The sequence below is a fragment of the Rathayibacter sp. AY1C7 genome (assembly GCF_002931865.1).
In the GTDB taxonomy this organism is placed as follows: Bacteria; Actinomycetota; Actinomycetes; order Actinomycetales; family Microbacteriaceae; genus Rathayibacter.
Genome location: NZ_PSWB01000019.1, coordinates 45831 through 69674 on the forward strand (window position 1 = coordinate 45831; position 23844 = coordinate 69674).

A 23844-nucleotide genomic window follows, 5' to 3' on the forward strand; every position below is an offset into this window, starting at 1 on the left:
TCAGGCCAGGTCGACCCCGTGCACGCCTTTGTGGTGGCGGATCGCGGGGAACGAGGCGGTGACGCTCCGGCCGACGCCGGGCGTTCGCTTCTCGGTCACGTCGCCGCCGAAGAGGGCGGCCCGCTCGCGCAGCTCGGCGAGCGCGGGGCTGTCGATGCGCTCGGTGAGCGAGCGCAGATCCGCCTCGAGAGCGCTGGCTTCCTGCTCCGCCGCGCCGTGCTGCTCGCGGTCGTCGTCGACCTCCACCCGGAGGCCCGTGGTCGTCCATCGGGAGCTGATGCGGACCTCGGTCCCCGCGCCGCCGGTCTCCAGCGCCGAGTCGAAGGCGTACTCGAGCACCCGGAGCACAGCCACCTCGGCGCCGTCCTGCAGCGGGAACGGCTCGCCGAACGACTCCTCGCGGACGCTCAGGCCTCGCTCGCGGGCGCCCTCGATCAGGGGGACGGAGCCGCCGGTGCGCGGCAGCTCCCCCGGATCGACGGAGGCGACGGTCGCGATGCGGCGCAGCTGCGCCAGCGAGGCCTCGGCCGCCCGCACGGCACGCTGCGCCGACCGCGCGGCTGCGGCGGGGTCGCGGTCGATCGTGAGACGGACGCTCTCGGCCTCCTCGACGACGTGCGCGGCGCTGCGGACCGCGAGCTGCTCGAGCTCGCCGACGATGCGGAGCCTCGCCTCCTGCTCGCCGACCGCCAGCTCGAGGCGGACGACGCGCGCCGCCTCCTCCGCACGGCTCTCGGCGGCACGGCGCTCGGCGCCGACGGCGCGGCGCCACAGCACGACGACCGCGACCAGGGCGATCAGGGCGAGGACGAGGACGACTTCGAGCACGACGGCCTCCGGGGGGACGGGACGGGTTCGGCACAGGAGCGCCGGAGAGAGATCGTACCCGCGCCGCGGACAGCGGACCTGAGGCCGCGGAGGGGGTTGCGGAGCCGTACTCAGCCGTCGGAGCGCACGGAGCGGGTGACGGTGAAGCGGCGGTCGCGCGCCACCACCGTGGTCGGCCCGACCGCACGGCGCAGCTCGGCCGGATGCGCGAGGTGGGAGTTGAAGACCGTCCACAGCACGCCTCCGGGGCGCAGCACGCGGCCGGCCGCGCGCAGCATGCGCCGGGCGACGAGGTCGGTGACGGCTCCGTCGGAGTGGAACGGCGGATTGCAGAGCACGACGTCGACGGAGGACGCCTCCAGCGTCGAGGCGTTGTCGTCGCGGAGGACGCGGACGGCGAGCCCATTGGCCGCCGCGGTCGCCCGGGCGGACTCGACCGCGGCACGCGAGGTGTCCGTCGCGGTCACGGCGAGGTCGGGGCGGGCCCGGGCCACCACGGCGGCGAGGACGCCGGTTCCGCAGCCGAGATCGAGTGCGGTGCCCGCGGGAAGGGAGTCGACATCGAGGGCGGCGAGGAGGGCGCGGGTGCCGAGGTCCAGTCGCGCCCCGGCGAAGGCTCCCGGCAGTGCGACGACCTCGAGGTCGAGCTCGTCCAGACGGCGCCGCTCGGGCCCGGGCGCGGGCGGCTGGTCGGGGAGCGCGCCGCTCGCGAGCAGGGCGCGCGACTTCTGCCGGGCGAGGGAGACGTCGATCCGCTCGTAGCGCACGGCGAGCACGTCGTTCATCGTGCGGGTCATGTGCTTGATGCGGCCGGCGCCGATCAGGGTCGCCGCCGGGTTCGCGAGTGCAGTCCCGGCCGCGACGGCGGCCAGGGCGTCGAGTGAGCGCGGCAGGCGCAGGAGCACCGCGTCGGCGTCGCGGACGGCCTCCGCGACGGAGTCGACGATCTCGATCGGCGCGAGATCGACGCCCGACCCCCGCACCGTCTCGAGGTTCTGCGCGAGAGCGCGCTCGGCGGTGATCGAGTCCTGCACGACGCGCACGGCACGTCCGTCGGCGGCGAGGCCGAGGCTCAGCGCCCCGTAGGCGTCCCCGATCACGGCGAGGCGGCCGCGATCGGCGGCGAGGTCGAGCAGCAGGCGGTCGCTGGCGTCGACGGCGACGAGATCCGGCGCCTCGACGTCGGGGCGGCGGCGCAGGAGAGCGAGCACGTCCTCGCGCATCGCGCCTCCGATCGTCGGTCCGAGCGGGTGGGCCCTCGAGGGCGACCGCTCGCGGGCACGAAAAAAGGGCCCGAGAGTGGAGTCCCGGACCCTTCGCTCCCCGACTTGGACTCGAACCAAGAACCTACCGGTTAACAGCCGATTGCTCTGCCAATTGAGCTATCGAGGATCATCCGATCACCCGGAGGCGATCAGCGCGGTACTACTTTAGCAAACTCTCCGCGAACGCAAAATCGGGCGCGCACTCAGTAGCCGGAGCCCGGGTCGACGCGGCCGACGAACGGCCCGCCGGCGGCACAGGCGGCCACGTTGGCGCGCACGCGCTCGGCCAGGAGCGGCGCGGTGATCTCGGGGGTGTCCGCGCTGTGGGGCGTGATCAGGCACCGGGGCTCGCTCCAGAGCGGATGCCCGTCCGGCAGCGGCTCGGGGTCCGTCACGTCGAGCGCGGCGCCCGCGAGACGGCCTTGGGAGAGGGCCGCGACGAGCGCGTCCGTGTCGACGAGGCTCCCCCGGGCGACGTTGACGAGCACGGCGTGGGCGGGCAGCCGCGCGAGCAGACCCGCGTCGACCATCCGCTCCGTGCCCGCGGTGGCGGCGGCGGCCAGGACCAGCACGTCGGCGTCCGCCGCGGCCTCGGCGAGCCGCGACGCCGGCAGGGTGCGGGCCGCGCCCTCCACCGGCTCGTCTCCGCGGCGGACGATCGTCACCCGGCAGTCGAAGACGGCGAGCAGCCGCAGGAGCTCGCGAGCGATCCCTCCTGCTCCGACGATCACCACGGAGGCGCGGTGCAGCGTGACCGCCTTCTTCGGCCCCCACGACGCGGCGCGCGCCCGCTCCGGCAGCGAGCGCAGGAGGGCGAGCACCAGCGCGAGCGCGTGCTCCGCCACCGGCTCCGCGTAGGCGCCCTTGGCGCTGGTCCAGACCACGTCCGCGCGAGACGCGGCGAGCACGGGCGCGAAGACGTCGACGCCGGCCCAGGGCAGCTGCACCCAGCGGATCGACGGGTGCTCCTTCAGCACAGCGGCCAGCTCGTCCGTGCGGCCGTAGGACAGCCAGAGCAGCGCATCCGGACTCCCGTCGAGTCCGACGACCACTCCCCCGCCCGACTCGACCGCCTCGGCGAACACCGGCTTCGGCCGCGGGAGCACCGCGACGCGCGGGACGGTCACTGGTCGGCCGCCTCGACGCGCTGCGCTCGGGAGGCGTCGAAGCGCTCGTACTCGGCGAAGGCCGCTCCGAGCTCGCGCACGTAGGGGTGCCGGGCCTCGATCAGCACGTCCAGCAGCGGCCCGTACGCGACGACCTCGCCGCCGACGAGCACGGCGATCCGGTCGGTCGCCCGGCTCAGCACGTCGATGTCGTGGCTGACCACGACGGCCGCGAATCCCTCCCGGCGCCGCAGGTCGGCGAGGAGGTCGACGATCGACTCGCGCACCGTCGCGTCGATGCCCGAGGTCGGCTCGTCGGCGATCAGCACCTTCGGCCCGAGCACGAGCGAGCGGGCCACGGCCACGCGCTGGCGCTGGCCGCTGGAGAGCTCGTAGGGGTAGCGGTCGAGCAGGAACAGCGGCAGGTGCACGGAGTCGAGCAGCGTCGCCACCCGCACCGCCGCGGCCTTCGGGTCGTAGTGGCGGTCGCGGAGGAAGATCGGCTCGGCGATCAGCTCCGAGACGGTCAGCTCGGGGCGGAGGGTCGCTCCCGCGTCCTGCGCGAGATGCGCGACGTCGACGGTGAAGCGCTTGAGGTCGCGGGCGGGGAGCGAGCGGAGGCGGTGCCCCGCGACCGTCGCGTCCCCTCCGATGATCACCGGACGCGTGCGGCCGCCGTCGTGCCCCAGGCCGTCGCCGCCGAGCACGCGCGCGAGCGTGGACTTGCCCGAGCCGCTGCCGCCGAGGATCCCGAGCACCTCCCCCGGCTCCACGCGGAGGCTCACTCCCCGCAGCGCCGTCCACCGGCGGCTGATGCCGCGCGGCGGGTACTCGACGCTGAGGTCGTCGACGACGATGGGGGCCGGATCCTCGGCGGTCCGGCTCACGCCCGGCGCTCCGCCTCGACGATGCTGCGCAGGAGCTCGCGCCTCGAGGCCTGCTCGACCGGGTCCGGCACGGGCAGGGAGGCGAGCAGGCGCTGCGTGTAGGGGTGCTTCGGCGCGGCGAGCACCTCGGCCCCCGTCCCCTCCTCGACCAGCTCGCCGCGGTAGAGCACCGCGATGCGGTCGGCGAGCAGGTCGACCACGGCGAGGTCGTGGCTGATGAACAGGGAGGCGAAGCCGAACTCGCGCTGCAGCTCGGCGAACAGCTCGAGCACGCGGGCCTGCACCGACACGTCGAGCGCCGAGGTGGGCTCGTCGGCGATCAGCAGCTTCGGCTCGAGGGCGAGGGCCCGGGCGAGGCTGGCGCGCTGGCGCTGGCCGCCGGAGAGCTCGTGCGGGTAGCGGTCGCCGTAGGAGCGCGGCAGCTGCACCGCCTCCAGGAGCTCGTCGACGCGCGAGCGCGCCCCGGCGGCGGCGCCGGCCCGCCCGTGCACGATCAGCGGCTCGGCCACGCACTCCGCGATGGTGAGCAGCGGGTTGAAGCTCGACGCCGGGTCCTGGAACACGAAGCCGATGTCGCCGCGAACCGGCCGGAAGGCGCGCTCGCGGATGCCGCGCATCTCCTTGCCGAGGACCTTCAGCGACCCGCCGGTCACCGGCGTCAGGCCCGCGATGGCGCGCCCGATGGTGGTCTTGCCCGAGCCGCTCTCGCCGACGAGGCCGAGCACCTCGCCCGCGCGGATGCGCAGCGAGACGCCGTCGACCGCGACGAAGCCGGGACGGCCGAGCCGGCCGGGGTACTGGATCCGCAGGCCCTCGGCGGCGACGAGCGTCTCGGCCTCGGGGGCCTCGGCGCGCTCGACGGCGCGGACGCGGGCGCGCTCGACGCCCTGGCCCACGTGCGGGACGGCGGCGAGCAGCTTCCTCGTGTACTCGGCCTTCGGCGCCGAGAACAGCTCGGAGACCGTCGCCTCCTCGAGCAGCTCGCCCTGGTACATCACGGCGACGCGGTCGGCCAGATCGGCGACGACGCCCATGTTGTGGGTGATCAGCACGATCGAGGTGCCGAACTCGTCGCGGCACCGGCGGAGCAGGTCGAGGATCTCGGCCTGCACGGTCACGTCGAGAGCCGTGGTCGGCTCGTCCGCGACGATCAGGCCGGGATCCAGGACCAGGGCCATCGCGATGACGACGCGCTGCTTCTGGCCGCCCGAGAACTGGTGCGGGTAGTAGTCGACCCGCTTCTCCGGCTCCGGGATGCCGACGGTGCGGAGGACGTCGATCGCGCGCTTGCGCGCCTCCTTCTTCGAGACGGAGCCGTGGGCGCGCAGTCCCTCCGCGATCTGCCAGCCCACCGTGAAGACCGGGTTGAGGGCGGTTCCCGGCTCCTGGAAGACCATGGCGACGTCGGTGCCGCGCAGCTCCCGGAGGCGGGCCTTCGGCACGGAGACGACGTCGGTCGCCGCGCTGCCGTCCTTCTTCGAGAGCAGGACCACTCCGGAGGCGGTGGCCGTCTCGGGCAGGAGGCCGAGGATGGTCTTCGCGGTCACGGTCTTGCCGCTGCCGGACTCTCCGACGATCGCCAGGACCTCGCCGCGCTCGACGCGCAGGCTCACCCCGGCGACGGCGCGGACGGCGCCGCGGTCGCTCGCGAAGGCGACCTCGAGGTCGGTGATGTCCACGATCGGACGCGCTGAGGCGTCCCGGACGATGCGCTGGTCGCTCATCGCGTCTCCTCCACTCCGGCGACGGGGTCGTGCCCCGGCGTCTCCAGGCCGTCGGCGGCGAGGACGCCGCCCGGCACGACGGACGTCGCGGCGACGTCGCCGGCACCGGCGGCCACCGCGCGCCGACCGCGCAGGCGCGGGTCGGCGAGGTCGTTCAGGCTCTCGCCCACGAGGGTGATGCCCAGCACCACGAGCACGATCGCCAGGCCCGGGAAGACCGAGGTCCACCAGATGCCGCTCGTGACGTCCGACAGCGCCTTGTTGAGGTCGTAGCCCCACTCCGCGGCCGACGTCGGCTCGATGCCGAAGCCGAGGAAGCCCAGGCCCGCGAGGGTCAGGATCGCCTCGGAGGAGTTCAGCGTGAAGATCAGCGGCAGCGTGCGCGTCGCGTTCCGCAGGACGTGGCGGAACATGATCCGCGGCGTCGACGCTCCGATGACCTTCGCCGACTCGACGAAGGCGTCGCCCTTGATCCGCACTGTCTCGGCCCGGATCACGCGGAAGTACTGCGGGATGTAGACCACGGTGATCGAGACCGCCGCGGCGAAGATGCCGGCCCAGAGGTTCGACTGCCCGCCGGAGATGACGATCGACATCACGATCGCCAGCAGCAGGGTCGGGAACGCGTAGATCGCGTCGCAGATCACGACGAGCACGCGGTCGAGCCAGCCGCCGAGGTAGCCGGAGACGAGGCCGAGGAAGACGCCGAGGAAGATCGACAGGACCACGGCGACGACGATCACGAGGAACGCGGTCTGCGCTCCCCAGATCACTCGCGAGAGGACGTCGTAGCCGCCCACGGTGGTGCCGAGCAGATGCTCCGCGCTCGGCGGCTCCTGCGCGCCGAACGACTCGCCGCCCGAGCGCAGCTGCGAGTAGCCGTAGGGCGCGATGAGGGGCGCGAACAGGGCCACCAGCAGGAACGCGCCGGTGATGATCAGGCCGGTGACGAGCATCCCCCGCTGGAGGCCGACACTCTGCCGGAGCTGGTGGACGACCGGCAGACGGTCGACGAGACGGCGGCGCGGACGCGCCGGGGAGGTGGTGCTCATGCTCAGTACCTCACTCGCGGGTCGATGAGCGCCGCGATGACGTCGACGATGAAGTTGGTCAGCGCCACGATGACGGCGAGCAGGGCGACGATGCCCTGCACGGCCACGAAGTCGCGGGCCTGGAGGTACTCGGCGAGCTGGAAGCCGAGGCCCTTCCACTCGAAGGTGGTCTCGGTGAGGACGGCGCCGCCGAGCAGCAGGGCGATCTGCAGGCCGATCACAGTGATGATCGGGATGAGCGCCGGCCGGTAGGCGTGGGTGCGGACGAGCCGGAACTCGCTGACGCCGCGCGAGCGCGCCGCGTCCACGTAATCGGTTCCGAGCGTGCCGATCACGTTCGTGCGCACCAGGCGCAGGAAGATGCCCGCGGTGAGCAGGCCCAGTGCGACGGCGGGGAGCACCGCGTGAGAGAGCACGTCCGAGATCGCGGCCGGGTCGCCGGTCTGGATCGCGTCGATCAGGTAGATGCCGGTCTTGTTCTCGAGGAACTGGAGCGAGAGCTCGGTGCTCGTCGAGGCGCGCCCAGCGACGGGGAACCACTTCAGCCAGACGGAGAACACCAGCTTCAGCAGCAGGCCCGCGAAGAACACCGGGGTCGCGTAGCAGAGGATCGCGAAGATGCGCAGCACCGCGTCGGGCGTGCGGTCGCGGTGGTAGGCGGCGAGCATCCCGAGCGGGATGCCGACCAGGAACGCCACGATCAGGGCGTAGAAGGCGAGCTCGACCGTCGCGGCGCCGTAGGTGAGGAGCACCTCGGTGACGGGGCGGTTGTCGCTCAGGGTGGTGCCGAAGTCGCCGGTCAGCAGCTTGCCGAGGTACTCGAGGTACTGCACGATCAGCGGCCGGTCGTAGCCGGCGGCGGCTACGCGCTCGGCGAGCTGGTCCGCGGTCAGGCGGCCGCCGAGGGCCGCCGTGATCGGGTCGCCCGTGGAGCGCATGAGGAGGAACACCAGCGTCACGAGGATGAAGACGGTGGGGATGATGAGCAGGAAGCGGACGAGCAGGTAGCGCCCGAGTCCGCCCCCGGAGCCGCGCGGTCGCCGGGTGGGCGCCGTCGCCGCAGCCGTCGTGGCTGTCGTCACGTGATGCCTTTCGTGGAGAACGGCCGGCGCCTCCTATCGGGGAGGCGCCGGCCGCGAGGGGGGGTGGATCAGCCCTTGCTGAGTGCCGCGTAGCGGAACTTGAACGAGGCGTCGAGGGTGTCCTCGGCTCCGCTCACGGTGCTGCCGACGACCGCGACCTGCGAGCCCTGCAGGTAGGGGACGGTCGAGAGCTGCGCCGCGACCTTCTCCTGGATCTGCTCGATCAGCGCGGTGCGCGCGTCGGCGTCGGTGGTCGAGACCTGCTGCGCGATCAGGCTCTGCACCTCGGCGTCGTCGAAGTGGTTCGCGAGGAAGTTCTCCTTGATGAAGAACGGCGAGAGGTAGTTGTCGGCATCGGAGTAGTCGGGGAACCAGCCGAGCTGGTACGCCGGGTAGACGTCGCTCGAGCGGTCCTTCGAGTACTGCACCCACTCCGTGGTCTGCAGGTTCACGGTGAAGAGGCCGGTCGACTCCAGCTGGTCCTTGATCAGCGCGTACTCGTCGCCCGAGGACGGACCGTAGTGGTCGTTCGAGTACTGCAGGTTCAGGGTGACCGGAGCGGTGACGCCGGCGGCCTCGAGGGTCGCCTTCGCCTTGTCCGCGTCGGGCGCGCCGTTGCCGTCGCCGTAGAGCGACTTGAGCGGCTCGACCGCGCCGGTCAGGCCGGCGGGGACGTAGGAGTAGAGGGGGGTGTAGGTGCCCTTGTAGACCTGGTCGGCGATCTCGTCGCGGTCGATCAGGTCGGCGACGGCCTGGCGCACGGCGAGGGCCTTGGCGCTGTCGGCCTCGCCGGTGGTCGCGCCGAAGGGCTGGGTGTCGAAGTTGAAGACGATGTAGCGGATCTCGCCGCCGGGGCCGTCCACGACCTTGACCGTGTCGTTGCCGCGGAGGTCGTCGATGTCCGTCGCCGAGAGGCTGCGGAACGCGACGTCGATGTTCCCCTCCTGGATGTCCAGCTTGAGGTTGGACGAGTCCGCGTAGTACTTGACGTTGACGGTGTCCGTCTTCGCCTCGCCGAGAACGCCCTGGTAGTCCGGGTAGGCCTTGTACTGGATGAGGTTGTTCACGTCGTAGTTCGCGATCGTGTACTGGCCGGCGAAGGCGTCGCCCGAGACGATGTCGGCGTCCGCGGTCAGCTCGTCGGCCGAGAAGACCTCCTCGTCCACGATCGGGCCGGCGGGGCTCGAGAGGATCTGCGGGAAGGTCTGGTCGTTCTCGGACTTCAGCGTGAAGACCACGGTCGTGTCGTCCGGAGCCGCGACGCTGTCGAGGTTCGCCAGGAGCGAGGACGGGCCGTTCTCGGCCGCGATGCCGACCTGGCGGTCGAAGGAGAACTTCACGTCGGAGGAGGTGAGGTCGTGGCCGTTGGCCCACTTCAGTCCCTCCTTCAGCTTCACGGTGTACTCCGTGGGAGCGGTGAACTCCGCCGACTCGGCGATGTCGGGCTCGACGTCCGGGCTGCCGTAGGGGGTGTTCATCAGGAACGGGAACACCTGGTTCATCACGGCGAACGAGCCGTTGTCGTAGGAGCCCGCGGGGTCGAGCGTCGTGATCTTGTCGGTGGTGCCGATGGTCAGGGCCCCTCCGGCGCTGCCGCCGGCTGAGTCGTTCCCGCCGGCGGCGCAGCCCGTCAGCACGAGCGCGACCGCGGCGAAGCCTGCGGCGGCGGCCAGTGCACGGGTGCCGCGAGTGGATGCGGAATTCATCTCCGTCTGCCTCTTCCTGTCAAGGATGGGATGCGGGCGCGCTCCGGGCGCGCGGACTCTCGGGACACAGATCTCCTGTGGGCTGTGGCGTCACGACACTGGACGCCCGCATTGCTGTTCCTCATAGGTAACACAGTTGGAAGCGCTCTCCGAACCGGCACAGGCGTGCGGCCGATTTCTTCACACGACCGCAACACGCTCACTCCGAGCGCAGCGCCCGCTTCTCGCGCTCGAGCTCGACCAGTCGCACCTGCACCGCGCGCGCCATCACCGGATCGGCGGACGCGCGCTGGAGCGCCCCGCGCAGCTCGGCGATCTCGCGGAGCAGGTCGCGCTCGATGAGCGAGATCGCCACGTCGCGGGAGTAGCGGGCGAGCCCCTCCTCGTCGGCGGCCGGGATCGGCGCCACCGCGAGCTGGCGCACCAGCGAGGCGAAGGGGCCGGGGACGTCGTCGGCGACGTGCTCGACCCAGTCGCGGTCCTCCGCCCGCTCGAGGTTCGCGACCACGGCGTCGCGGACCACGCGGAGGGTCTCGTTGGTGACCGCCGCGTGCGCCGCCCGGGCCAGGAGCTCCGGACCCATCGCCTGCGGAAGCTGGAGCATCGCCATCAGCGCCTCGCGCTCGATGCGCGTGACGACGTCGACGGGGAGGTCGGCGATGCGCGCGCCGAGGGGCGCCTCGGCCGCGGACGATTCGCCGCCGCCCCGCCCGCCCTGCTGGTCGCGGCCCTCGGGTCCGGAGGAGCGGGGCCGGGATCCGGCGGAGCGCACGGCGGAGTTGACCTCGGCCATGTCCAGGCCGAGCATCCGGGCGAGCTCGCGGGAGTAGCCGGGCCGCAGCGCCGGGTCGCGGATCTCGGCGACGACCGGGGCGGCCGCGCGCAGAGCCGCGATCCGGCCCTCGACCGTCTCGAGGTCGTAGCGGTCCAGCAGCTGCCGGATCACGAACTCGAACATCGGCTTCTTGTCGTCGATGAGGCGGCGGACGGCGTCGTCTCCGCGGTTCAGGCGGAGGTCGCAGGGGTCCAGGCCCTCGGGCGCGACGGCGACGAAGGTCTGCGCGGCGAAGCGGTGCTCCTCCTGGAACGCGCGCATCGCCGCCTTCTGGCCCGCCGCGTCGGGGTCGAAGGTGAAGACGACCTCGCCGACGCCGCTGTCGTCGCCCAGCACCCGGCGCAGCACCTTGATGTGGTCGACGCCGAAGGAGGTGCCGCAGGTGGCGACCGCGGTGGTGACGCCGGCGAGGTGGCAGGCCATGACGTCCGTGTAGCCCTCGACGACGACCACCCGGTGCCCGCGGGAGATGTCCCGCTTGGCGAGGTCGAGCCCGTAGAGCACCTGGGACTTGTGGTAGACGGGCGTCTCGGGGGTGTTGAGGTACTTGGGGCCCTTGTCCTCCTCGAGGAGGCGGCGGGCGCCGAAGCCGACGGTCTGGCCGGTCACGTCGCGGATCGGCCAGACGAGGCGGCCGCGGAAGCGGTCGTAGACGCCGCCGCGGTTGTTGCTGCTGACCAGGCCGGCCGTGGTCAGCTCCTCCTCCGAGAAGCCGCGGCGCTTGAGCGCGGTCGTGAGCCCGTCCCAGCCGTCGGGTGCGAAGCCGACGCCGAAGCGGTCGGCGGCGGCGCGGTCGAAGCCCCGCTCGCCGAGGAAGCGCCGGCCGACGTCGGCGCCCGGGGTCGCGAGCTGCTCGCGGAAGTACTCCTCCGCGGCGTCGTTCGCGGCGAGGAGGCGCGCTCGCCCGCCGGTCTCGGGCGCGCGGCCGTCGCCGTCCTCGTACTGCAGCGGGAAGCCGATCCGCCCGGCGAGGCGCTCGACGGTCTCGCTGAACGAGCTGTGGTCCATCTTCATGATGAAGCTGTAGACGTCGCCCGACTCCTGGCAGCCGAAGCAGTGGTAGAAGCCGGCCTGCGGGCGGACGTGGAAGCTGGGGCTGCGCTCGTCGTGGAAGGGGCAGAGGCCCTTCAGCGAGCCGATGCCGGCCGACTTCAGCGTGACGTACTCGCCGATCACGTCGCCGATGTTCACCCGCGCCTTGACCTCCTCGACATCTGACTGTCGGATCCGAGGCATGGGGTCCATCGTATCGGCCGCCGGGGCCGCCGAGCCGGGGTGGGGAGAACTGCACCAGGGCGGCGCGGATCACCCCGGAGACCTGTGATCGGCCCCGCACCCCGAGATCAGGGTCATCCCTGATCCGCACCCGCCCGCCGTCTCCGAGAATCGACCCATGCCCCCTGCCGCCTCCCGCCCGCCTCTCCTGCGTGCTCTGCTCGTCGCCCTGCTCGGCGGTCTCGTCCTGGGCGGGCTCACCAGCCTGCTGCAGGGCTCCCTCCCGCCGTCGGTGAGCTCGTTCGCCAACTCCTCCGGGGGCTGGTCCATGCTCGTGTTCGCGCTCGTGCGCCTCGGCGGCGCCCGACCGGCGGCGGCGACCGCTCTCGGCCTGCTGAGCTTCTGGGCGCTGCTCGAGGGCTACGACCTGGTGACCGCGGCGCGCGGCTTCGGCTACTCGCCTCCCTTCACGGACGTCTTCTGGCTGCTCGCCGTCCCCGCCGGGCCGATCCTGGGCGCCGCCGCCGCGCTCACTCTCCACGGCTCGAGGACGTGGCGCGTCCTGGCCGTCGCGCCGCTCTCGGGCGTGCTGATCGGCGAGGGCGTCTGGGCGCTGGGCGCGGTCGCCGACACCACGAGTCCGGTGTACTGGTGGCTCCAGATCGTCCTGGGCGCAAGCTTCCTCGTCCTGGCCGTCGTGCGGAGGAGGCCGCGGGCACTCGTCTCGCTCGCGGCGCTCGGCGTCACCGCGGCGGCCGCCGTCGCCTTCTCCGTCGTCTACTCCGCGCTGTGAACCGTTCGAGAGGGTCGTCGCGGACCCTCCGCGCACTCGCGGGTTCCGCCCTCCTCCTGGCCCTCGCAGGGTGCACCACCACGGCGGACACCCCGGTCGCGCCGCCGTCGTCCGCCTCCGTGCCGTCGTCGGCGTCCTCCGCCACCCCTCCTCCGATCGACGTCTCCGCCGAGCTGGCCGCGCTCGAGAACGAGTTCGACGCCCGGATCGGCGTCAGCGCCGTCGACACCGGCTCGGGTCGCCGGGTCGATCACCGGGCCGACGAGCGCTTCGGCTTCGCCTCGAGCCTCAAAGTCCTCGCCGCGGCGGAGTTCCTGCGCACCGTCCCCGCCGCCGAGCGGGACGAGGTGGTCACCTGGACCGTCGCCGACGTCGAGGCGGCGGGCTACTCCCCCGTCACGGAGGAGACCACCGCCACCGGCCTGCCGCTGTCGCAGCTCGCCGAGGCGGCCGTCCGCCGGAGCGACAACACAGCGCTGAATCTCGTGCTCCGGCGCCTCGGCGGACCCTCCGCCCTCGACCGTGGACTCGAGGCTCTCGGCGACACCACCACCGAGGTGGTGAACGAGGAGCCCGCGCTGAACACGATCGAGCCCGGCAGCACCGAGGACACCACCACCCCGGCCGCGTTCACGGCGGACCTCGCCGCGGTCGCCACAGGTGACGTGCTGTCCGCGGAGGACCGGGCGCTCCTGCTCGACTGGATGAGCGGCAACGCGACCGGCGACACTCTCGTCCGGGCGGGCGCTCCGGCCGGCTGGAGCGTCGCGGACAAGTCCGGGGGCGCCGGCGGGATCCGCAACGACGTCGCCGTGGTGACGCCTCCCGGGCGGGACGCGGTCGTGCTGTCGATCCTCTCGACGCGCAACGACCCCGAGGCGGACTACGACGACGCGCTGGTCGCCCGCGCCGCGGCCGTCGTGCTGGGAGCCCTGCGGTAGCGTCCGCCCGGCGTCAGCAGTGCCGGTTCACGTAGCCCGCTGCGCCACGGGGGACGACGTCGCGGTCGCGGAGGGTGACCGAGATGCTCCGGCCCTGCGCGGCGCAGGCCTCGGAGTAGGCGGACCGGCCGTTGTCGGTGTACTCGATCTCGTAGACCTGGCGCCCGTAGACGTCCGTGTACGCCGCGCACTCGTCGTAGACCTGGCACTCCTCGACGACGGCGAAGTCGAAGCCGACCGTCCTCTTCCCGGCAGCGGCGAGGTCGGCTCCGTTCTTCTGGCCGATCGCCAGGCCGGAGCGGTGAGCGCGCGCCGTCAGGAGGGTGGCGAACGCCAGCGCCTGCGACTTCGTCAGCCTCCCGCCCGAGCGGGTGTAGCTGTCCAGATTGTCGGCCTCGACGGCGTCGAAGCCGTCCTCGGCGCAGCCGTCGATCCAGGCGCCGACGATCGCGAGCAGAGCGGTCCGCTTCGCGGCGGTCGAGACGTCGAAGAGGTACTCGTCCGGCCAGCCCGGATCGGCGAGGGGCTTCCCGTCCGCTCGCCTCACCAGGAGCTCGGGGTGCCGCTTCGCGAAGGCGGCGCTCTCGCCGGGCTGGGTCTGGAAGGCGTTCACGTAGCAGATGCTGTAGCGGCCGGCGGCGGGCGCGTCCGTGCGGTCGCGGTCGACGATGGTGACGCTCGACGCCGGAGCGTAGGCGCCTCCCAGCTGGTAGTCGAGAACGCCGTTCGCGGGAGGGAGCAGCGGTGCCGCCGAGGCCGCGGCGGGCTGGATCAGCAGCAGCCCCGCGACGACCAGGGCGAGGAGGCCGAGACGGGGCCGACGCGGCCTCATCCGGGAGCTCCCGGCGTGCGCCCTGCGGCTCGCACGCCCGTGGCCGCCGGCAGCGCGCCGAGTGCGAGCTCGCCGATGACCGCGATGCGGTCCGCCGGTGCTCCGTCGCGGGCCTGCGTCGACATCCCGCTGAGCACGGCGACGACGAAGGCGGCGACGGATCCGGCGTCCGTCTCCGGCGGCACGTCGCCCTCCTCGATCCCGCGCTCGACTCGTGCGGCGACGAGCGCCTCCATCTCGCGGCGACGGGCCTCGAGCCGCGGCTCGCTCAGCACGAAGCAGCCGGCAGGAGTGCCGGGCGCGGAGTACCCCTCCGCGCTGACTCGGACGACGGCGGCGACGGCCTCGCGCGCCGTCGGCCGGTGCGAGTACAGCATCGGCTTGCTCATCCCCGACCGTGCCGCGATGCGGTCGACCCGCGCTCCCGCCAGCCCGTGCGCCGCGAACTCCTCCGTCGCCGCCTCGAGGATCAGCTGTCGTGTCCGCTCCGCTCCCACGCCCTCACCGTACCCGCCGACCCGCGCCCCTCCGCGCCTCGCGGTGCGGCGCCCTCCCCGCCCTCCGAGCCGACCGGCCGACCCGCACGCCAGCGCATCGCCTCAGACGGACGCACCCGGCTCCCTGGAACCCGCCATCCCGCAAGCCGACCGCGGTGACGCCTGGCGGTGACCGGCGTGCCCCGGCACCGCCGACCAGCCGATCCGCGTGCCAGCGGATCGCCCTAGGCGGACACACCCCGCTCCCTGGAACGCACCACCTCGACAAGCCGACCGCGCCACGCCGGGCAGGGACCGGCGTGGAATCGAGCACCGCCGACCGCGCCACGCCGGCCGAGAACCGGCGTGCCACCGGCACCGCCGAACGGCCGATCCGCGTGCCAGCGGATCGCCCTAGGCGGACGCACCCCGCTTCACGAAACGCACCACGTCGCCAAGCCGACCGCGCCACGCCGGGCAGGGACCGGCGTGGAATCGAGCACCGCCGACCGCGCCACCCCGGGCAGGGACCGGCGTGGAATCGAGCACCGCCGACCGCGCCGAGCCGGGCAGAGACCGGCGTGCCACCGGCACCGCCGAACGGCCGATCCGCGTGCCAGCGGATCGCCCTAGGCGGACGCACCCCGCTCCCTGGAACGCACCACCCCGCGAAGCCGACCGCGCCACGCCGGGCGAGGACCGGCGTGCAATCGAGCACCGCCGAACGGACGATCCGCGTAACAGCGGATCGCCCTAGGCGGACGCACCCCGCTCCCTGGAACGCACCACCTCGACAAGCCGACCGCGGTGACGCCGAGCAGGGACCGGCGGCACAGCTGAGCCGGGCGCCGCCCGGCTCAGCGCATCAGCACAGCCTCTCGAACCAGGCGAGGGCGCTCTGGTCGGTGAGGTTGGCGACCTGGTCGACGACGACGCGGCGGCGGGCGTCGTCGTCGGGGGCGGCGTGCCAGTCCTCGGCGAAGCCGGGCTCGAGGGTTCCCGGGCCGCGGTCGAGGAGGGTGTCGGCGAGGCGGGTGAGGACCACGCGCTGCTGGGTGTAGATGGGCTGGCGGGTGTTCCGCGACATCACGAACGTCGCGACGATCCCCTTGAGCACGGCGATCTCGGCCTGCTGCTCGCGGGGGACGACGACGTGGCCGCCGAAGCGGACGAGGTCGGGGTGCTGGTACGCCTCGCGGGTGGCCTCGGTGGCGGCGGCGGCGAAGCGGCCGATGAGCTGGCTGGTGAGGTTCTTGAGCCGGGCCTGGTCGCGGCGGGAGCCGTCCCAGGAGGAGACCCACACGTCGAGCGAGTCGAGACGGTCGAAGGCGGCGACGAGCTCGTCGTGTCCGACCTCCCCGCCGACCCAGGAGTGCATCGACTGCACGAGGTCCTCGTGGTCGGCGCGGGAGCCGAGTGCTTCGACGTCGATGTAGCCGGAGACCACCGCGTCCTCGAAGTCGTGCACGGAGTACGCGATGTCGTCCGAGAGGTCCATCACCTCGGCTTCGATGCAGCGCACCCCCTCGGGGGCGCCCTCGCGCATCCAGGCGAACGCGGGAGCGTCGTCGGCGTAGAACCCGAACTTGGCTCGCCCCGACGGGTCCGCGACCGAGCGCGTGTCGGGCCAGGGGTACTTGCAGCTCGCGTCGATGCTGGCGCGGGTGAGGTTCAGCCCGTAGGGGCGGGCGTCGTCGCCGAACACCTTCGGCTCGAGCCGCGTGAGCAGCCGGAAGGTCTGCGCGTTGCCTTCGAAGCCGCCGATCCCCTCGGCCCAGGTGTTGAGCGCGCGCTCGCCGTTGTGCCCGAACGGCGGATGCCCGATGTCGTGCGCGAGGCAGGCCGTGTCGACGACGTCGGGGTCGAGGTCGAGGCTCGTGGCGAGCTCCCGGCCGATCTGCGCCACCTCGAGCGAGTGGGTCAGGCGGTTGCGCGCGAAGTCGACGCCCGCCGTGGGGCTGAGCACCTGGGTCTTCGCGGCCAGGCGGCGGAGCGCGCTGGAGTGGAAGAGCCGGGCGCGGTCGCGGGCGAAGTCGGAGCGGCGGGTCGAGTGGTCCTCCGGCAGGAATCGCTCGGTGTCGACGAGCGAGTACCCCCAGAGCGCGCGGTCATCCACCGCTGTTGTGGATCTCGGCGGCCGAGACCGCGTCGCGCTGCCCGGCGTCGAGCTCGCGGGACTCGAGCCAGCGGTCCGGGAGGGAGGGGACCTTGGGCGAGCCGGCGCGGCCCCGCTGCCCCTCGGCCGCCTCGCCCGGATAGGGCTGCGTCCAGTCGAGCGTCGCCAGGAGCTCGTCGAGCTGCGCGAGCGACTCGACGGTGGCCAGGCGAGCGCGGAGGTCGCCGCCGACGGCGTAGCCCTTGAAGTACCAGGCGACGTGCTTGCGGATGTCGCGGCAGCCGCGCTCCTCGCTCTCGAAGAAGTCGACGAGCAGCTCCGCGTGGCGGCGGAACGCCTCGGCGACCTGTCCGAGCGAAGGGCGGAACCGCTCGTCGGAGCCGGCGAACCCGGCGGCGAGGTCGCCGAACAGCCAGGGGCGCCCGAGGCAGCCGCGACCGACGACGACTCCGTCGCAGCCCGTCTCGGCCATCATCCGCAGCGCGTCCTCGGCCGACCAGATGTCGCCGTTGCCCAGCACGGGCACGCTCGTGACCGTCTCCTTGAGCGTGGCGATCGCCGACCAGTCGGCGTGCCCGCTGTAGAACTCGGAGGCGGTGCGCGCGTGCAGCGCGATCGACGCGACCCCGGCGCCCTCGGCGGCACGGGCGGCCTCGAGGTAGGTGAGGTGGTCCGGGTCGATGCCCTTGCGCATCTTGACGGTGAGCGGGACGTCGCCGGCGGCCTTCACGGCGCCCTCGACGATCTGCCGGAACAGCGGGAGCTTCCACGGCAGGGCCGCTCCCCCGCCCTTCCGGGTGACCTTGGGCACGGGGCAGCCGAAGTTGAGGTCGATGTGGTCGGCCCGGTCCTCGGCGACGAGCATGGTGACCGCTTCGGCGACCGTGACCGGGTCCACTCCGTAGAGCTGGATCGAGCGCACCGACTCGCTGGGGTGGTGGCGGATGAGGCGCATCGACTCCGGCGTGCGCTCGACGAGCGCGCGGGAGGTGATCATCTCGCTCACGTAGAGGCCGTTGCCGAACTCGCGGCAGAGGCGGCGGAACGCCGTGTTGGTGATGCCCGCCATGGGGGCGAGCACCACCGGCGCGTCGAGTTCGAGGGGGCCGATCCGGAGCGCCGGCGCGGTGCGCGCGGGCGGGGCGGCCGTGAGAGTGGAGGACATCGGTATCGATTCTCCCAGATCCTGTGTTGGGGAAGGCGGAGTGACGAGCAGAGAGGTGGAGAGATGAACGAGAGCACACCTGTGGAGGACGGTTCGCAGCGGCTGGAGGCGGACGCGTCCGCCCGCGGCCTGGCGGTCGAGATCGTGGAGAGGCCCGCTGCCGGCAGCCTGCACGAGGCGGCCGCGCTGCTCGGCATCGAGCCCGGCGACATCGTGAAGTCGCTCGTGGTGAAGCGCCACGACGGCGGCTACCTGTTCGCCCTCGTCCCCGGCGGGCGGCAGATCGCGTGGCCGAAGCTGCGCGCGGTGGTCGGAGTGAACAAGCTCCGCCTCCCGGACGAGACGGCCGCCCTCGAGGCGACCGGCTACCGGCGCGGCACCATCACCCCGATCGGGTCCACGACGGCCTGGCCGGTCTACGCCGACGAGCGGATCCTCGGCCGCCGCGTCGCGATGGGAGCCGGCGCCGACGGGCGCAGCGCCTTCGTCGACGCGGACGCCCTCGTGGCCGCCTACGGCGCGACCGTCGCCGACATCACCGTGGAGGAGCCTCCGCGGTGATCGGCGGCACCTCGGCCTGCGCTTCCGCGGCCTGCGGCACGGCGCAGACGCCGTCCTCGCACAGCGGCCCGCCGGAGTCGCCGAGCATCTCGAACGGCCCGCTCACGCGACGGCCGCCCGCTGCTCCAGCACGTGCTCGAGGACCTCGGTGAACGCCGCCGGCTCCTGGGCGCCGGAGACGCCGAAGCGCCCGTCGAGGACGAAGAACGGCACCCCCGAGATCCCGTACTCGCGGGCCTGCGCGATGTCGGACTGCACCCGCCCAAGGTAGCGCCGGTCCTCGAGAGCGCGGCGCGTCTCCGCCGGGTCGAGCCCGACCTCGCCGGCGAGCGAGGCGAGCACCTCCGGATCGGCCAGGTCGCGGCCCTCGACGAAGTACGCGCTCAGGAGACGCTCGACGAGCTCGAGCTGCAGTCCGTTCTCCTTGGCGTGGTGGAGCGCCTGGTGGGCGGTGACCGTCTTGACGTGGCGCACCGACTCGAAGTGGTAGTCGAGGCCGACACTCGCCGCGATCGCCGTGACGGAGTCGAGCATCTGCTGCGCCTGCGCCTCCGGGATGCCCTTGTGCTCGGCGAGGAACGCCGCCTCTCCCCCGCGGTAGTCCTCCGGCGTGTCCGGCGAGAGCTCGAAGCTGCGGTACTCCACGACGACCTCCGGAGCCTCGGGGTGCGCGGCGCGGAAGGCCTCGAGCCCGCGCTCGAACCGGCGCTTCCCGATGTAGCACCAGGGGCAGGCGATGTCGGACCAGACGTCGACGGACAGGGGGCTCGGCTCAGCACTCACCCCCAGGACAACGGAGGGGGCGCCCCGCTATTCCTGCAGCACGCGGACGAGCTCGTCCACGTCGGACTCGTCGTTCCAGAGGTGGAAGGCGATGCGGAGCCGGCCGCCGCGGCCCGAGACGCGCAGACCCGCGGCCTGCAGCAGCTCCAGGTCCGCTCCCCCCTCGTCCGGCCAGGACACGAGCGCCCGGTGCTGAGGCTCCCGGTCAAGCCGCTCGCACAGCAGGTCGCCGAGGCCGGAGGCGTGCGCCCAGACCGCGTCGAGGTCGAGCGAGCGGAACAGAGCGAGCGACGCCTCGGCGCCGGCGAACGCCTGCCAGGCCGGCGATACGTCGAAGCGGCGGGCGTTCTCGGCCAGGTGCATGGCCGGTCCGTAGCAGGACGACCACACGTCCTCCCCCGAGTACCAGCCCGCCTGCACGGGGACGAGCTCGGCCGCGTAGGCGGGCGAGACGGTGAGGAACGCCACTCCGCGCGGCGAGCACAGCCATTTGTAGGCGTGGGTGAGGGTCGCGTCGAAGCGGGAGGCGTCGACCGGCAGGACGCCGGCCGCCTGCGTGAGGTCGCACGCGGTCCGCACTCCGTGGCGCGCGGCCGCCTCGAGGACGGCGTCGAGATCGGCGAGCGCTCCGCTGCTGGACTGCACGGCGGAGAAGACGACGAGGTCGTCCCCGTCGTCGACGGAGTCGGCCAGCGCCTCGAGCGCGACGGAGCGCACGGTCACTCCGCGGTGCGCGTGGGCGAGGAAGGGGAACACGATGGAGGAGAAGTCGCCGTCCACGCAGAGCACGCGGGCCCCGTCGGGCAGCGAGGCGGCGAGCACGGCGGCCATGGCGGACGTCTGCGAGCCGATCGCGACCCGGTCGACCGGGACGCCGGCGATCGCGGCGAACGAGGCCCGCGCGCGCTCGGCGACAGCGCCGTAGGCGGCGGCCGTGCTCGCCCCGGACGACCAGCCGTCGAGGTCCGCCCGCAGCGCCTCGACGGTCTCCCGCGGCGGCAGGCCGAGGGTGCAGGCGTTGTGGAAGCCGCGGGCACCGGCGAAGCGCGCGCGCAGGTCGGCGGAGTTCGGCAGTGCGGTGCTCACCTCTCGAGGATGACGCTCCGGAGCCGGATCGCCAAGACCGGGGAGCGACCGGGCGCGTCGGCGGCGGGCCCGGTCAGCGGGCGGCGAGGGCGTGCGCCTGCTCGAGCACGGCGACGACCTCGCGGGCCTCGCGGACGTCGACCGGCGAGGGAGCGCCGTCCAGGAGCGACCGCGCGACCTGCTCGAGGAACGCGGCGTATCGTCCCCGCTCACTCGGCACGGGGTGTGCGCCGGAGTCGTCGACGAGGACGCCCCATCCCTCCGGCGCGACCTCGCCGAAGCCGTCATCGTCCGGTCGGGCGCCGCCGGTGCGGAGCGCGGTCTCCTGCGGATCGAGACCGTCGACGCTGAAGGCGGCGCGGGTGCCGAGCACGCGGAAGCGGGGGCCGGTCGCCCGGGCGACGCGGCTCATGGTGAGGTGGGAGCGGACGCCGCTGTGATGCAGGAGCGAGACGAACGCGTCGTCCTCGCTCGCCGAGCCCTCGTGGACGGTCCGGGTCTCGGCCGCCGTGACGACCGCCGGGCCGAACAGCAGCAGCGCCTGGTCGACCAGGTGGCTGCCGAGATCGAAGAGGATCCCGCCACCCTCGGCCGGACCCGTCTCGCTCTGCCACCGGCCCGTCTTCGGCGCGCTCCAGCGCTCGAAGGTCGACTCGAAGCGGAGGACCTCGCCGAGGACCCCTTCGCCCAGGAGGCGGCGGAGCGTGAGCAGATCGGCGTCCCAGCGCCGGTTCTGGAAGACGAAGACGGGCGCACCGCTCCGCACGGAGGCGGCGATGATCGCGTCCGCGTCGGCCGCGCTCGGTGCGAAGGGCTTGTCGATCACGACGGCGACACCGGCCTCGAGCACCCGGACGGCCTGCTCCCGGTGCACCGACGGCGGCGAGGCGAGCACGACCAGCTCCGGCCGCTCGGCGAGCACCGCGTCGAGGTCGGGCACGATCCGGGCGTCCGGATGCGCGGCAGCGGCCGCGGCCCTCCGACCGGCGTCGCGGGTGGAGACGGCGACGACCTCGAAAGCGGGATCCGCCGCGAGGAACGGACCGTGGAAGACGCTGCCGGCGAGCCCGAAGCCGACGATCCCGGCCCGGATCACGAGGAGGCCCCCGGCACGTCGACCGCGCCGCCGAAGCGGCGGGAGCGGCCGGAGTAGTGCTCGATCGCGTCCCAGAGGTCGGTCCGCGTGAAGTCCGGCCAGAGCCGGTCGAGGAACACCATCTCGGCGTAGGCGCTCTGCCAGAGCAGGAAGTTGCTGGTGCGCTGCTCGCCGGAGGAGCGCACGAAGAGGTCGACGTCCGGCATCTCGGGCACGTAGAGCGCCCGGGCGATCGTCTTCTCGGAGATGCCGGAGGGCTTGAGCCGCCCTAACTGGACCTCGGCGGCGAGCCGCTGCACCGCGTCGGCGATCTCGGTGCGCCCGCCGTAGTTGACGCACATGGTGAGCGTCAGCACGTCGTTGTCCGCGGTCATCCGCTCGGCGAACTGCAGCTCGTTGATCACCGACGCCCACAGGCGCGGCTTCCGGCCGGCCCAGCGGATGCGCACGCCCCACTCGTTGAGCTGATCGCGGCGGCGGTGCAGCACATCGCGGTTGAAGCCCATCAGGAAGCGCACCTCCTCGGGCGAGCGCTTCCAGTTCTCGGTCGAGAACGCGTAGACGCTGAGGTGCTTCACGCCGATCTGGATCGCTCCGGCCACGACGTCCAGCAACGCCGTCTCGCCGCGCTTGTGCCCCTCGATCCTCGTCAGGCCGCGGGAGTTCGCCCAGCGGCCGTTCCCGTCCATCACGATGGCGACGTGCCCTGGAACGGCCTTCCGCGGGATCGCAGGCGGGTGGATCCCGGTCCAGTCGAGGGGGCGGTACGGCTCGGCGTCCTTGTGGGTGAAGGGCTTCATCGGGTGACGTGCTCCAGGGATCTCAGACCGCGTTCGAGGTGGAACTGCGTGTAGGCGGCGACCACTCCGCTCGCCCGCGACCGCGTGGTCGGCTCGGTGGTCTCGGCGTGGGCCCAGTCTCCCGTGAGCAGCGCACCCAGCAGGACCACGACCTCCGGAGCGACCCGCGGTGCTCCGGGCGGCGTGCAGTCGGCGCAGACGACGCCTCCGAGCTGCACCACGACCGCGCCGTGAGGCCCGGGGGCGCCGCAGCGCGCGCAGTCCTCGAAGCTGGGCGCCCAGCCCGCGATCGAGAGCGCCCGCAGGAGGTAGGAGTCGAGCGTCAGCACCGGCTCGTGCTCGTGCTTCGAGAGCGATCGCAGGGCCCCGACGAGCAGCAGGTACTGCTGCAGGGAGGCGTCCGCGTCGGTGAGGCGGTCCGCCGTCTCGACCATCGCGCTCGCGGCCGTGTAGCTGTCGTAGTCGGCGGCGATCAGCGCACCGTAGGCGCCGAGCGACTCGGCCTGCGTGACGATGTCGAGGCTCCGGCCCTCGTAGAGCTGGAGGTCGGCGACCATGAACGGCTCGAGCCGCGAGCCGAACTTGGAGCCGGTCTTGCGCACGCCCTTCGCCACCGCGCGGATCTTGCCGTGGCTGCGCGAGAGCAGCGTCACGATGCGGTCGGCCTCGCCCAGCTTGTGCGTGCGGAGCACCACGGCTTCGTCGCGATAGGTGGGCATCCTCCGATTATCCCCCCGACCCCCGACACCCGGCTGGCAGCCCGGCCGGGGCAGGGCCCGCGCCGTGGAACGATGTCCGGGTGGCAGCCTCCCTCTTCGAGATCCCGGCCTGGGCCGACCTGCTCGCGATCGCCATCGGCTGCCTCCAGGGCGCGATGTTCGCGGGCGAGTTCCGCGACCGCCGGATCGACCTGCTCGGTGTCACGATCATCGGCACGGCCACCGGCCTCGGCGGCGGCGTGCTCCGCGATCTGCTGCTCCAGACGCCCCTGGTGGCCCTGCACACCGACGCGTACCTGATCGTCGCGGTGACCGCCTCCCTGCTCGGGATGCTGCTCCAGCACCTGCTGAACCGGGTCGACGGGACGATCACCGCCCTCGACGCGCTGACCCTCGGGCTCTTCGGCGCGATCGGCACCACGAAGGCCCTGTCGCTCGGCGTGCCGGAGGTGCCGGCCGTGTTCGTCGGCACCGTCTCGGCCGTCGGCGGATCCGTCGTCCGCGACATCCTGCTGAACCGGCCGATCGCGCTGATGCACGTCGGCTCGCTCTACGCGGTCGCCGCCTCGGTGGGCACGGGCGTCCTGGTCCTCGCGCTGCGCTTCGGAGTGACGATCGACTTCGCCGCGCCGCTCGCGGTGGGCGTGACCACGGTCATCCGCCTGCTCGCGGTCCGCTACGGCTGGAGCCTGCCCGAGCAACGCGCGCTCAGCGGGGTGCCGCGCCTGCGCTGGCGCCGCCGGACCTAGCGGCGGCCGACCCGGACGCAGGGAGCG

The 23844-nt window shown here is 73.0% G+C and carries 22 protein-coding genes and 1 tRNA gene; 4 read left to right on the plus strand and 19 right to left on the minus strand.

The features are described 5' to 3' along the window. The 10 genes from C5C69_RS11195 to dnaG all read right to left on the minus strand — a co-directional run bounded on the left by C5C69_RS11195 (nucleotide 1) and on the right by dnaG (nucleotide 11721). Nucleotides 1-828, minus strand: a complete 828-nt coding sequence (locus tag C5C69_RS11195; protein WP_104257922.1) for a hypothetical protein — start codon at nucleotides 826-828, stop codon at nucleotides 1-3. A 110-nt stretch (nucleotides 829-938) separates the two neighbouring features. Beyond that, on the minus strand, nucleotides 939-2051 hold the full coding sequence (locus tag C5C69_RS11200) for a class I SAM-dependent methyltransferase (protein WP_104250967.1): 1113 nt from the start codon (nucleotides 2049-2051) through the stop codon (nucleotides 939-941). A 96-nt stretch (nucleotides 2052-2147) separates the two neighbouring features. After that, nucleotides 2148-2220, minus strand: a tRNA-Asn gene (locus tag C5C69_RS11205). A 76-nt stretch (nucleotides 2221-2296) separates the two neighbouring features. Further along, nucleotides 2297-3220 (minus strand): NAD(P)-dependent oxidoreductase, encoded by a 924-nt coding sequence (locus C5C69_RS11210; protein WP_258067523.1) that lies wholly within the window; start codon nucleotides 3218-3220, stop codon nucleotides 2297-2299. Then, complete coding sequence (locus C5C69_RS11215) at nucleotides 3217-4086, minus strand: ATP-binding cassette domain-containing protein (protein WP_104257923.1); 870 nt, start codon at nucleotides 4084-4086, stop codon at nucleotides 3217-3219. The genes C5C69_RS11210 and C5C69_RS11215 overlap by 4 nt, the downstream gene beginning before the upstream one ends. Continuing rightward, nucleotides 4083-5810, minus strand: coding sequence for an ABC transporter ATP-binding protein (locus tag C5C69_RS11220; RefSeq protein ID WP_104257924.1), 1728 nt, complete (start codon nucleotides 5808-5810; stop codon nucleotides 4083-4085). The genes C5C69_RS11215 and C5C69_RS11220 overlap by 4 nt, the downstream gene beginning before the upstream one ends. Continuing rightward, nucleotides 5807-6862 (minus strand): ABC transporter permease, encoded by a 1056-nt coding sequence (locus C5C69_RS11225; RefSeq protein ID WP_104226685.1) that lies wholly within the window; start codon nucleotides 6860-6862, stop codon nucleotides 5807-5809. The genes C5C69_RS11220 and C5C69_RS11225 overlap by 4 nt, the downstream gene beginning before the upstream one ends. A 2-nt stretch (nucleotides 6863-6864) precedes the next feature. Then, nucleotides 6865-7944 (minus strand): ABC transporter permease, encoded by a 1080-nt coding sequence (locus C5C69_RS11230; protein WP_104223444.1) that lies wholly within the window; start codon nucleotides 7942-7944, stop codon nucleotides 6865-6867. A gap of 68 nt (nucleotides 7945-8012) precedes the next feature. Next, nucleotides 8013-9650 (minus strand): ABC transporter substrate-binding protein, encoded by a 1638-nt coding sequence (locus C5C69_RS11235; RefSeq protein ID WP_104257925.1) that lies wholly within the window; start codon nucleotides 9648-9650, stop codon nucleotides 8013-8015. 199 nt (nucleotides 9651-9849) lie between these two features. Further along, nucleotides 9850-11721 (minus strand): DNA primase, encoded by a 1872-nt coding sequence (gene dnaG, locus C5C69_RS11240; RefSeq protein WP_104257926.1) that lies wholly within the window; start codon nucleotides 11719-11721, stop codon nucleotides 9850-9852. A 157-nt stretch (nucleotides 11722-11878) separates the two neighbouring features. Between dnaG and C5C69_RS11245 the strand changes: the two genes are divergently transcribed. Both C5C69_RS11245 and bla read left to right on the plus strand, forming a co-directional pair. Continuing rightward, on the plus strand, nucleotides 11879-12493 hold the full coding sequence (locus C5C69_RS11245) for a DUF6518 family protein (RefSeq protein ID WP_104257927.1): 615 nt from the start codon (nucleotides 11879-11881) through the stop codon (nucleotides 12491-12493). Continuing rightward, nucleotides 12490-13434, plus strand: a complete 945-nt coding sequence (gene bla / locus C5C69_RS11250) for a class A beta-lactamase (protein ID WP_104257928.1) — start codon at nucleotides 12490-12492, stop codon at nucleotides 13432-13434. Before C5C69_RS11245 ends, bla begins: the two co-directional genes overlap by 4 nt. Nucleotides 13435-13447: 13 nt before the next feature. On the opposite strand, the gene C5C69_RS11255 is transcribed toward bla, so the two are convergent. The 4 genes from C5C69_RS11255 to dusB form a co-directional block, all read right to left on the minus strand. Next, nucleotides 13448-14266 (minus strand): endo alpha-1,4 polygalactosaminidase, encoded by an 819-nt coding sequence (locus C5C69_RS11255; RefSeq protein ID WP_104257929.1) that lies wholly within the window; start codon nucleotides 14264-14266, stop codon nucleotides 13448-13450. Beyond that, on the minus strand, nucleotides 14263-14763 hold the full coding sequence (locus C5C69_RS17275; protein ID WP_181127057.1) for a TetR family transcriptional regulator: 501 nt from the start codon (nucleotides 14761-14763) through the stop codon (nucleotides 14263-14265). Before C5C69_RS17275 ends, C5C69_RS11255 begins: the two co-directional genes overlap by 4 nt. An 844-nt stretch (nucleotides 14764-15607) precedes the next feature. Then, entirely contained in the window at nucleotides 15608-16858 is a 1251-nt protein-coding gene (locus C5C69_RS11265) for a deoxyguanosinetriphosphate triphosphohydrolase (protein ID WP_104257931.1), read from the minus strand. Further along, the gene (dusB, locus tag C5C69_RS11270; protein ID WP_104257932.1) at nucleotides 16851-18023 is read right to left on the minus strand and encodes a tRNA dihydrouridine synthase DusB; all 1173 of its coding nucleotides are present in this window, start codon (nucleotides 18021-18023) and stop codon (nucleotides 16851-16853) included. The genes C5C69_RS11265 and dusB overlap by 8 nt, the downstream gene beginning before the upstream one ends. A gap of 63 nt (nucleotides 18024-18086) precedes the next feature. On the opposite strand from dusB, the gene C5C69_RS11275 reads away from it, so the two are divergent. Further along, complete coding sequence (locus C5C69_RS11275; RefSeq protein ID WP_104257933.1) at nucleotides 18087-18584, plus strand: aminoacyl-tRNA deacylase; 498 nt, start codon at nucleotides 18087-18089, stop codon at nucleotides 18582-18584. Between the two features lie 102 nt (nucleotides 18585-18686). Here the strand turns inward: C5C69_RS11275 and C5C69_RS11280 are convergent, their stop codons facing one another. The 5 genes from C5C69_RS11280 to recO all read right to left on the minus strand — a co-directional run bounded on the left by C5C69_RS11280 (nucleotide 18687) and on the right by recO (nucleotide 23068). After that, entirely contained in the window at nucleotides 18687-19367 is a 681-nt protein-coding gene (locus C5C69_RS11280) for a DsbA family protein (protein WP_104238217.1), read from the minus strand. A gap of 27 nt (nucleotides 19368-19394) precedes the next feature. Further along, complete coding sequence (locus C5C69_RS11285) at nucleotides 19395-20453, minus strand: aminotransferase class V-fold PLP-dependent enzyme (RefSeq protein ID WP_104257934.1); 1059 nt, start codon at nucleotides 20451-20453, stop codon at nucleotides 19395-19397. 73 nt (nucleotides 20454-20526) lie between these two features. Then, nucleotides 20527-21549 carry a Gfo/Idh/MocA family oxidoreductase gene (locus tag C5C69_RS11290; protein WP_104257935.1) on the minus strand — a complete coding sequence of 341 codons (1023 nt, stop codon included), beginning with the start codon at nucleotides 21547-21549 and terminating at the stop codon, nucleotides 20527-20529. Further along, nucleotides 21546-22349, minus strand: coding sequence for an isoprenyl transferase (locus tag C5C69_RS11295; RefSeq protein ID WP_104257936.1), 804 nt, complete (start codon nucleotides 22347-22349; stop codon nucleotides 21546-21548). Before C5C69_RS11295 ends, C5C69_RS11290 begins: the two co-directional genes overlap by 4 nt. After that, nucleotides 22346-23068, minus strand: a complete 723-nt coding sequence (recO, locus tag C5C69_RS11300) for a DNA repair protein RecO (RefSeq protein ID WP_104223431.1) — start codon at nucleotides 23066-23068, stop codon at nucleotides 22346-22348. Before recO ends, C5C69_RS11295 begins: the two co-directional genes overlap by 4 nt. 80 nt (nucleotides 23069-23148) lie before the next feature. Between recO and C5C69_RS11305 the strand changes: the two genes are divergently transcribed. Continuing rightward, a complete protein-coding gene (locus tag C5C69_RS11305) occupies nucleotides 23149-23817 on the plus strand; it encodes a trimeric intracellular cation channel family protein (protein WP_104223430.1) in 669 nt (222 codons plus the stop codon). The last annotated feature ends 27 nt before the right edge of the window (nucleotides 23818-23844 follow it).